General features: G+C 50.8%; 8 protein-coding genes. 7 read left to right on the top strand and 1 reads right to left on the bottom strand.

Translation table 11 applies throughout. The annotated features are described in order from the left end of the window. Positions 1-210, bottom strand: a 210-nt coding sequence (locus H503_RS12550; protein WP_026385566.1) for a transposase family protein, incomplete at its 3' end; no start/stop codon positions are given. 315 nt (positions 211-525) lie between these two features. Here H503_RS12550 and H503_RS0105725 point away from each other — a divergent pair. The 7 genes from H503_RS0105725 to H503_RS0105695 all read left to right on the top strand — a co-directional run bounded on the left by H503_RS0105725 (position 526) and on the right by H503_RS0105695 (position 9836). Beyond that, positions 526-1797: a M20 metallopeptidase family protein gene (locus tag H503_RS0105725; protein WP_014129024.1), complete on the top strand. Its 1272-nt coding sequence runs from the start codon at positions 526-528 to the stop codon at positions 1795-1797. A 30-nt stretch (positions 1798-1827) separates the two neighbouring features. Continuing rightward, positions 1828-2688, top strand: a complete 861-nt coding sequence (cdaA, locus tag H503_RS0105720; protein WP_014129023.1) for a diadenylate cyclase CdaA — start codon at positions 1828-1830, stop codon at positions 2686-2688. Beyond that, complete coding sequence (locus tag H503_RS0105715; protein ID WP_016460014.1) at positions 2675-3607, top strand: CdaR family protein; 933 nt, start codon at positions 2675-2677, stop codon at positions 3605-3607. The genes cdaA and H503_RS0105715 overlap by 14 nt, the downstream gene beginning before the upstream one ends. Positions 3608-3610: 3 nt before the next feature. After that, entirely contained in the window at positions 3611-5209 is a 1599-nt protein-coding gene (locus H503_RS0105710) for an NAD(P)/FAD-dependent oxidoreductase (protein WP_021736553.1), read from the top strand. 46 nt (positions 5210-5255) lie between these two features. Beyond that, positions 5256-6188 (top strand): manganese-dependent inorganic pyrophosphatase, encoded by a 933-nt coding sequence (locus H503_RS0105705; protein ID WP_009014634.1) that lies wholly within the window; start codon positions 5256-5258, stop codon positions 6186-6188. 105 nt (positions 6189-6293) lie between these two features. Continuing rightward, a complete protein-coding gene (locus H503_RS0105700) occupies positions 6294-7394 on the top strand; it encodes a glycosyl hydrolase family 18 protein (protein WP_016460016.1) in 1101 nt (366 codons plus the stop codon). 159 nt (positions 7395-7553) lie between these two features. Next, positions 7554-9836 carry a ribonucleoside-diphosphate reductase subunit alpha gene (locus tag H503_RS0105695; RefSeq protein ID WP_009014632.1) on the top strand — a complete coding sequence of 761 codons (2283 nt, stop codon included), beginning with the start codon at positions 7554-7556 and terminating at the stop codon, positions 9834-9836. Positions 9837-9854: the final 18 nt, after the last annotated feature.

Raw genomic sequence — 9854 nt, 5'->3', positions numbered from 1 at the left:
AAAAGCCTGTTGGTGCAAAATGGATCCGATAGCAATCCTTTGCCAACGGTAATCCTTGATTCTATCGGTCTTCGCATGACAATTAGGGCATTGGACAACAGCTCGATTCAGTTCCATAATAAATTCAATTTGTTGCTCACTGTGGATGCATTTTTTTATTACGTTACCTTTGACATTCAAGGAATTTGCTATATAATCAAATGTGGACATAGGCCATCTTCCTTTCATTTAGGTTTGGCGATTTAATTGTAAGAGTGGATGCCGTCTATGTCCACTTTTTTATGCAAAAATGGGGTGAGGAAAGAATATTTCCTCACCCCAACATTTATTATAGAACCAAAATAAAAGCACCGGTGAGTGTCTCTTTTCCTATGGAAGGAGGTTGTGTCTTTTTATGGAACTTTTGCGGGGCAAAGAGGCTAAAGGCATGGAAGAATCGGCAATTCATGGTATAATAAACTGTAATTTTATGTCTCCGGAAGGGCCCTACGGGCACCTTCATAAGCTGCCAAGCAGCGTCTTATTATGAAAGGAACGCCTATGAACATCCTCAGCGAGGCAAAGGCGGAATTTGCGGAAACGGTCCGTCTGCGCCGTTATTTTCATGAATATCCGGAACTAAGCAATGAAGAAGAAAAGACCATTGCCTTCCTCGAATCGTATCTCAAGGGCCTCGGCCTTGAAACCGTGAATGTCCCTGACGGGGGCCTTCTGGCCATCCTTGACAGCGGGAAAAAGGGGAGAACCCTCCTCATGCGCAGTGATACAGACGCGCTTCCCATTAAGGAAAGTGAGAAAAACCTGCAAGAACCCAAAGCCTGTATTTCCAAGATCCCCGGTGTCAGTCACGCCTGCGGGCACGATGGCCATATGGCCATGACCCTTACGGCGGCACGCATCCTTGCCGCCCATAAGGATGAATTTGTCGGCAAGATTGTCTTTTGTTTTGAACGCGGTGAGGAAACAAGTGGAGACATTAGGAATCTCCTGCCCTACATCGTTCATGACCTGAAGCTTTCCATCGATGGCTGCTATGCGACCCATGTGCGCTGGGATATGGCCGCTGGAACCGTATCGCTTTGTCCTGGTCCTGTCATGAGTGGAGGCTGCGCTTTTGTTGTCGAGCTTTCTGGTCAGTTTGGTCACGGAGCCCGGCCCGATCTTGCCCGGAGCCCGATTGACTGTTTTCACGCGATTTATAGTGAGCTTTCAAGCTTCCGGATGCGCCGTGTCGACCCCTTTGAATGCCTGACCATTTCCTTGGGTTTTGTCCATAGTGGTGACCAGTACAACGTCATTCCCGGTACTCTCACCTTTGGCGGTACGGCTCGTTTCTTCAGCTATGAAAAAGCGGGGTCCCTTTTTGAGACCTATCTAAAAAAGACCTTGGATCATCTTACGGCCCTTTATCAATGTTCCTATAAAATCACCCACATGCCCAAGGCCCTTTATGAGGTGCGCAATAATGAAACCTGCGCGGCGCTGGGACGAAAGGCTCTTGTGCGGGATCTTGGAAAAGACGCTGTCGTTGACGCGGCGCCTTGGATGGCGTCCGAAAGCTTCGCCCTTTTCCAAAAGCTCTATCCAGGGGTCCTTTCCTTTACAGGCATTCAAAATACGGACCTTGGATGCGGGGCCAATCACCATACGCCGGAATTTGATATGGACGAAAGGGGCCTCATGATGGGCTCTGCCATGGCCGTCAGTTATGCCTTGGCCTTCCTTGCTTATGAAGGAGACATTCCTTTTAAAAAGACGGATGAACCGGTTGAAGAACTGGTCGAACGGAATATTTAACCAATCCAGAACCTTGAGGAGGCGAAACCCTTGGAATCCCATGTCCTAGATCTCATCCATACCATCACCTTCCTGGATGTCATCGATATCTTGGTGGTTGCTTATTTCCTCAATAAGCTCTACCAAATGCTGAAAAACACACGGGCGGCGTCCCTTGTCAAGGGCCTTTTGATGCTGCTTTTGGTCATGCTCGTCAGCAAATGGCTGAATCTGTATGTGATCAACTGGCTCCTTGAAAAATTCATGACCATTGTCATGTTTGCCCTGCCTATTGTTTTCCAGCCCGAACTGCGCCGTGCCCTAGAGCAGATTGGCCGAGGCAAACTGTTCCGCCGCAGCACGGTCCTTAATGAGATGCAGGTAGAAAACATGCTTGAATCGGTGGCTTTGACGGCTGATGATCTGTCCCGCAACAAGATTGGGGCCCTGATTGTCTTTGAACGGGAAACAGGCCTTGACGATTATATTGAAACGGGCGTCCGCATTGACGGACTGATCAGCACGGCCCTATTTGAAAATATCTTTATTCCGAATACTCCGCTCCATGACGGAGCTGTCATTGTCCGCGGCGACCGCATTGCAGCTGCAAGCTGCCTGTTGCCCTTGACGGAAGCGAGGAACCTCAGCCAGGAGCTGGGGACGCGGCACCGTGCGGCCATTGGTCTATCGGAACAGACTGATGCCCTGATCCTTGTCGTAAGTGAAGAGACAGGGGCAATTTCCCTTGCCCGCGGCGGCGCACTCCAGCGCTATCTGACCCACCGCGACGTGAAGGACCTTTTGCGTCCTGTCATGAAGGAACCCATGCTCAACTGGAAAGATTCCATCAAGGCAAAGCTTCTGAGCCTCAAGGATCGCAGCAAAGGAGGCGATGATGATGCTAAGCAGTAAACACCCAACAAGAAATTCGTGGCTGGCCCGGATCATGTGCGTCATCGTTGCGTCCATCCTTTGGGTCTATGTCATGAATGAACAGAATCCAATCACCACCCGTAGCTTTACCGTACCCCTGCAGACGGTGCATCTTCAGGATGACATGCTCGTCAAGGATTTGCCTGAAACGGTCAACGTGCGCGTAAGCGGAACGCGAAGCCAGATTGCGGCGCTTCGCACAGCGGATGTAAAAGCCTTTATCGATTTTGAGGGGGCCAGCAAAGGACGCAATACCTACCGCGTCACGGCCCAAGTCAAGAACGGCGAGGTCATCGAGATCACGCCGAGTCTGCTCCAGCTTGAAATCGATACACAGGTCTCAAAAGAGATGAAACTGGAAGCGCGCATTGTGGGCGTACCTCATAGCGGCATCACCGTAAGCCGGATGGATCTCAATCCCCTACAGGTGAAAATCAGCGGGGCGGAAGAGCGCATCAATCAAGTGGCCAAGGTCCTTGTCATGGTCGATATCTCAAACCACGATAAGAACTTTGAAACAGATGCGACCGCCGTGGCCGTTGACCAGTTGGGCCGCGAAATGTACGATGTCAAGGTGACGCCCAGCAAGGTTTCGACGACGGTCACCATCGTGCGTCAGCTAGGGACCAACGATTTTCCTATCAAAGCCGATCTTTCGGGTAAACTGCCAAGTGGCATCACGCTGGTCGGAACCAAGATCACGCCCCAGACCGTGCGCCTGACGGCAGATCCCAAGGTCCTGGGAGAACTGAAGGAAATCAAGACGGCCCCCATTGTCCTTGACAATATCACAAGCAATGTGGAGCTTAATATGCCTCTCCAGATTCCTGACAAGGTCCTTGCCGATACACATAATGTCATTGTTGAAATCACCGTGAAAAACGAAAAGGACCAATAAACCATGCTTTTTAGAATGAATAACCTCCGCGTCGGTCTTGAAAGCCGCCGCACCCTAGAGGAAGCGGCGGCACGGCAGCTTGGGATTGTTCCCCAAAAGATCCGCCGCGTGACACTCCTTAAAAAGGCCATCGATGCCCGACGCAAGAAGAGTATCACCTTTGTCTATCATCTGCTCCTTGATTTGGAGCTAACCAATGGGGAACGCAGCCGTCTTGAAAAAAAGCAGCTCATCCTGCCCTATAAAAGGGCACAGACCCCAAAGCCCCAGATTGGAAGCGAAAAGCTGCACGGGCGTCCCCTCGTGGTGGGACTTGGCCCTGCCGGGCTGATGGCTGCCCTCGAACTTGCGGAAAACGGCTACCATCCCCTTGTAGTGGAGCGGGGACGGGATCTTGCCCACCGCGTAAAAGATGTGGAAACATTTTGGCAAACGGGACAACTTGATCCTGTCAGCAATGTCCAGTTTGGCGCTGGCGGGGCGGGCACCTTTTCCGATGGAAAACTCACGACGCGGGTCAATGACCCCATTGTGGGACATATCCTTGAAACCTTTGTTGCCGCCGGTGCTCCGGAAGAAATCTTGTATGAACAAAAGCCCCATGTTGGGACGGACCGTCTCCGCATCATGGTCACGGGCTTGATCCATCGCATCAAAAAGGCGGGTGGGGAAATCCGTTATGAAACACAGGTGACGGATTTTCATCTGGATTCGAAAAAAGGGCTGACGGCTGTTACCCTAAACGGCCGGGAACGCCTCGAAACAAACGGCGTCATCCTTTGCTGCGGACACAGCGCCCGCGATACGTATGAAGCCCTTTATTCCCGCGGCGTCCATATGGAAGCCAAGGCATTTGCTGTCGGCGTGCGCATTGAGCATAGTCAGGCCCTCATCAACAAGGCTCAATACGGGCCATTTGCCGCGCATCCGAAGCTGGGGGCTGCTGACTATGCCCTCATCTATCATGACGCGTCCGGCCGGGCTGTTTATTCCTTCTGCATGTGCCCGGGCGGCGAAGTCGTTGCCTCCAGCTCTGAGATAGGAGGACTTGTCGTAAATGGCATGAGCCCCTACAAAAGGGATACGGGTCGGGCCAACAGTGCCCTTGTTGTTGCTGTGACACCCGACGATTTTCCCGAAGGTCCTTTGGGTGGGATGGTCTTTCAGCGCCGTTATGAGGCTCTTGCTTACAGGGCTGCTGGCGCTTACCGGGCTCCGGCCCAGTCAAGCCGCAGCTTTGTGGATCATACGGCACCGGATCTATCCGTTCCTTTTAAGACAACCTATCGGCGCGGCCTTGTTCCCTATGATTTGAGAAAGATCCTGCCAAACTTTGTCACCGATCCCTTGGAAAACGGGCTCCGTGATTTTGAACGCCGTCTGCCCGGTTTCAGCCGGGAAGGTCTTATGATAGGCGTGGAAACAAGAACCAGCGCGCCCCTGCGCATTGTACGCGGAGAAAATGGACAGTCCCTGAACTGCCGCGGCCTTTACCCCTGCGGTGAAGGAGCCGGCTACGCCGGCGGCATCACGAGTGCCGCTATGGACGGATTCCATGAGGCACGGCATTTTATGGCACGATTTGCGCCAACTGTGGTATAATTTTGTGTATATACAATTCTGTACAGGTAAAAAGGAGAGTTCATTCATGGAAAACATGACGATTGTAACGGGTCATAAGAACCCTGATACGGATTCCATCTGCTGCGCTTTGACCTATACCTATGTCAAACAGCAGCTCGGTGTACCGGCTGTCGCTTGCAGAGCCGGCAAAGTCAGCAAGGAAACCCAATACGTTCTTGATGCCTTCAAGATGGAAGCACCGAAACTCATCGAAGAAGTCGAACCGGGCCAAAAGCTTATCCTCGTCGACCATAACGAAGAATCCCAAGCTGTAGACGGTCTTGCCGATGCGGACCTAAAGGAAGTCATCGATCACCATCGCTTGGGCGGCCTGAAGACGGCTGCACCCCTTTATATGCGCGTTGAACCGCTGGGCTGCTGCTCTACCATTATTGCCAAACTGGCCAAGGAAAATGGTATTGCCCTGCCGCCGCAGTATGCAGGCCTGCTCTTTTCTGCCATTAGCTCTGATACGCTCTTTTTCAAATCTCCGACAACAACGGAAACGGACCGCAAGATTGGTCTGGAACTTGCTGAAATCGCCGGCATCAAGGATCCGAAAGCCTATGCCCTTGATATGCTGCAGCATGGTTCTGCCATCAACAGCAGCACGCCTGATGAAATCTGCCACGGTGATATGAAGGAATTTGATTTCCCGCAAGGAAAAGTCACCGTTGCCCAAGTGAACGTCATGGACGGCGAAAAAGCCAAGGAAAAATGGCCGGCATTGAAGGCCGCACTGGAAAAAATGGTGGCTTCTGGTGAATCTGACACGAGCCTTCTCATGGTTACGGATATCATGACGGAAGTGACGGAACTTCTTTGGGCTGGCAAGAACGGCGACGTCCTGGAAAAAGCCTTCGGCAACCCTGAAGCTGACGGTCACTTCCATATGCCCGGCGTCCTGTCCCGTAAGAAACAGATTGTTCCGCCTCTGACGGACGCTTTCAGAAAATAAAAAATGTACGAGAGGCTGTGAAAAAATGAGAATTTCATTTTCTTCATGGCCTCTCTTTTTTCGTACCTGATACAATAAGGACAAACAATGATCCAGGAGGCTTCTATGCGAAAAATTTCTTTTTTGTTGGGACTTGTACTCCTCACCTTTGTCATAGGGATGGGAAGCTGCGCCACCCCTAAAAAGGACAGCCAAGCTAAGCCCCAACCGGCGCCTAGCTTGACGCATCCCATCAGTATGGTTTGGCAGCATAAGGATGATCCCAGCGTGGATCTTTCATCGCTGCCCAAGGTCCCAGGCCTGACCGTTGTTTCGCCGTGTTGGTACCGTGTAACGGGGGAATATGGAAAGGTGGAAGGCGCGGCTGTGCCAGGGTATACGGAACGGGCCCACAAAAAAGGGTACCAGGTCTGGCCGCTTGTGACCAATTCCTTTGATCCGGATCTTACTCATAAATTCCTTCAAGACCCCCATGCCCAGCGCTTTATCATTGACCAGCTCCTGAAAGAGGCTGAAACGCACGGTTTTGATGGAATCAATATCGATTTTGAGAACATCTATGAAAAAGATCGTGATGCCCTCACAAGCTTCATGGCCTATCTGCGCCGTCAATCCCAAAAGAAGGGACTGATCCTCAGTATGGATGTCACAGCTCCCAGCCGCAATCCCAATTGGTCCCGCTGCTACGACCGGAAGGCCTTGACGAAAAGCGTGGATTATCTTGTTCTCATGACGTATGATCAATTTTCTCGGCTGAGTAAAGTGCCGGGACCGACGGCTTCTTTCAATTGGGATGAAAAGAAGGTCCAAGAGACTCTTGCCCAGGGCGTTCCCCCGGAAAAACTTCTATTTGGTCTCCCACTTTATATGCGCCTATGGGAGGCCCCGGAAGGCACCAAGGAGTATCGGGCGAGAACCCTTGGTATGTGGCAGGCCCAGCAGCTCATTCATGATAAAAAGAACCTTCCGACCTTCCGGAAGACCTGGCTCCCAGAGGAAAAGATGACTCGGGTTTCCTATACGGAAGGCGGCAGGGATTATGTCTTTTGGCAGGAAGATGCCTTGAGCCTCTACTATAAGTCCCGTCTCGCAATACAGTATCAGCTGGCAGGGACGGCAGCCTGGCGATATGGCTTTGAAACGCCCGATGTCTGGCACCTTCTTGAAATCAGTCAGAAAAATGGAGCCCATGCTTCCCAACAATAATGTCCTGTTTCCTATTTTTATAATAATAATCATAAAATAATTCTTACTTGATTTATGGACTATGAGCCCGTATAATGTATGAGGAACCCAAAGAAACAATCAAAGACCACTATATCTTGTGGTCTTTCTTACTTTTAGGAACAAGAAAGGAAGCCACTTATGGACATCATGATCCGCAAACGGGACGGGCATTTTGAACCCCTTTCCGTCGAAAAGACCAAGCGTATGATTGCTTTTGCCTGTCTGGGACTTGATTCATGCGATCCCATGGAGCTTGAAATGGATTCCAAGCTTCAGTTTGTCGATGGTATGACCACGAAACAGATCCAGCAGACCTTGATCCGCACGGCCATTGAAAAAGTCATTCCCTCCCGTCATGAAGGGGGCGGGGTACCCCTTCAGGAGATGAATCCGGATTGGCAGTTTGTGGCTGCCCGCCTGTTCCTCTTTGACCTCTATAAAGAGGCTGCCATCCAGCGCCGTTATAAGGCCTTTGGTTATGGGAATTTCTCCAATCTCATCCATATGCTGGTTGACAAGAAGAAATATGCTGATTTTTTTGTGACAGACTATACGGAAGATGAGCTCCAGGAATTGGGGGATTATATCAAACCGAAACGGGACTACCTTTTTAACTATGAAGGACTCAAACTCCTGGCAGACCGTTATCTTGTACGGGGATTTAACAAGGAAGTCTATGAACTGCCGCAGGAACGCTTTATGGCCATTGCCATGCATCTTGCTCTCGTTGAAGGGAAAAACAAGGTGGCCTACGCCAAGAAGTTCTATGACCTTATGAGCGAGCTCAAGATGACAACGGCAACGCCGACCCTTGCTAATGCTGGCACGCCATTTCATCAGCTGTCCAGCTGTTTTGTGGCAGGTGTCGATGACAACCTTTGGTCCATTTATGATGTGAACAGCAAGTTCTCCCGTGTTTCCAAGCATGGAGGGGCCCTAGGCATCTATCTGGGGAAGGTTCGGGCCCTCAACAGTGATATCCGGGGATTCAAGAACTCTTCCGGAGGGGTCATTCCCTGGGTCCGGCTCTATAACGATACGGCTGTTGCCGTTGACCAGCTCGGTAGGCGCAAGGGCGGCGCGACGGTGACCCTTGATATTTGGCACAAGGATTTTTATGAATTTGTTGAACTGAGGACCAATAACGGCGATGATCGGCGCAAGGCCCATGATATCTTTCCCTCTATTTCCGTTCCGAACCTCTTCATGGAGCGCCTCATCAAACGCGAAAATTTTACCCTCTTTGATCCGCATGAAGTGAATACGGTCATGGGCTTTGCTCTGGAAGACTTCTACGATACGGAGGAAGATAAAGCCTTTACGGAGCATTACCTTGCTTGTGAAAAGGATTCCCGTCTCCATGGCATCAGCGTCCCCGCCCTTGAGATGATGAAAAAAATCATGAAAAGTGCCGTTGAAACGGGAACCCCTTTCATCTTTTTCCGGGATACGGTCAATGAAGCCAATCCCAATAAGCACGCGGGGATGATCTATGCTTCGAACCTGTGTCATGAAATCGCACAGAATGTGGGCTTTACGAACCTCAAAAAAGAAATCCTTGAGGACGATGGGACCATTACGACAGTGACAGCGCCAGGCGATATGGTCACCTGCAACTTGAATTCCATCAACCTTGGCAAGATTGATGAAGATTTCCTGGAAGAACAGATTGCCCTTCAGGTGCGCATGCTCGATAATGTCATTACCATCAACCAGACGCCGGTACCGGAGTCCCGGCTGACTTGTGACAAATACCGGGCCATCGGCCTTGGCACGAGCGGCTACCACCATTATCTTGTAAAGCACGGCCTGCGCTGGGAATCAAAAGAACACATAGCCGCGGCTGATGCCCTTTTTGAAAAGATTGCCTACTATGCCATCAAAGCGTCCATGGAACTTTCCAAAGAAAAGGGGGCTTATCCTGCCTTCAAGGGATCTGAATGGGATACGGGCAAATACTTTACCCGGCGCGGCTATACCAGTGAAAAATGGCAGCGTCTTGCTGCCGACGTCCACAAGTACGGTATGCGCAATGGGTATCTCCTTGCTGTGGCGCCAACCGGTTCAACGAGCAACATTGCCAATACAACGGCTGGCATCGATCCTATTTTCAAGAAATTCTTCATAGAGGAAAAACAAGGATCCTTTACCCCGAAAACGGCACCGGACCTTAACCCAAAGACATTCTGGCTCTATAAGGAAGCTCATACCATTGACCAGCAGTGGTCCATTCGTGCCAATGCAGCCCGTCAGCGCCACATCGATCAGGCCCAATCCTTTAATCTTTATATCACGCCCCGCATGAAGGCCTCGGAAATACTGAACCTCTATATTGAAGCCTATAAACAGGGCATCAAGACCATTTACTATGTGCGGAACCAGTCCCTTGAAATGGATGAATGCACGAGCTGTTCATCCTGACTGTGTGAGAAGGAGCGC

The organism is Acidaminococcus intestini DSM 21505 (assembly GCF_000425045.1).
GTDB classification, from domain to species: domain Bacteria; phylum Bacillota; class Negativicutes; order Acidaminococcales; family Acidaminococcaceae; genus Acidaminococcus; species Acidaminococcus intestini.
The sequence above is the reverse complement of the archived record's forward strand: the minus strand, read 5'-3'. Positions and strand labels throughout refer to the sequence as shown.

Bases quoted from the DNA above. Each gene is read 5' to 3' on its own strand.
- H503_RS0105725 (WP_014129024.1), top strand. From the start codon at position 526: ATGAAAGGAACGCCTATGAACATCCTCAGCGAGGCAAAGGCGGAATTT.
- H503_RS0105715 (WP_016460014.1), top strand. From the start codon at position 2,675: ATGCTAAGCAGTAAACACCCAACAAGAAATTCGTGGCTGGCCCGGATC.
- H503_RS0105710 (WP_021736553.1), top strand. From the start codon at position 3,611: ATGCTTTTTAGAATGAATAACCTCCGCGTCGGTCTTGAAAGCCGCCGC.
- H503_RS0105705 (WP_009014634.1), top strand. From the start codon at position 5,256: ATGGAAAACATGACGATTGTAACGGGTCATAAGAACCCTGATACGGAT.
- H503_RS0105700 (WP_016460016.1), top strand. From the start codon at position 6,294: ATGCGAAAAATTTCTTTTTTGTTGGGACTTGTACTCCTCACCTTTGTC.
- H503_RS0105695 (WP_009014632.1), top strand. From the start codon at position 7,554: ATGGACATCATGATCCGCAAACGGGACGGGCATTTTGAACCCCTTTCC.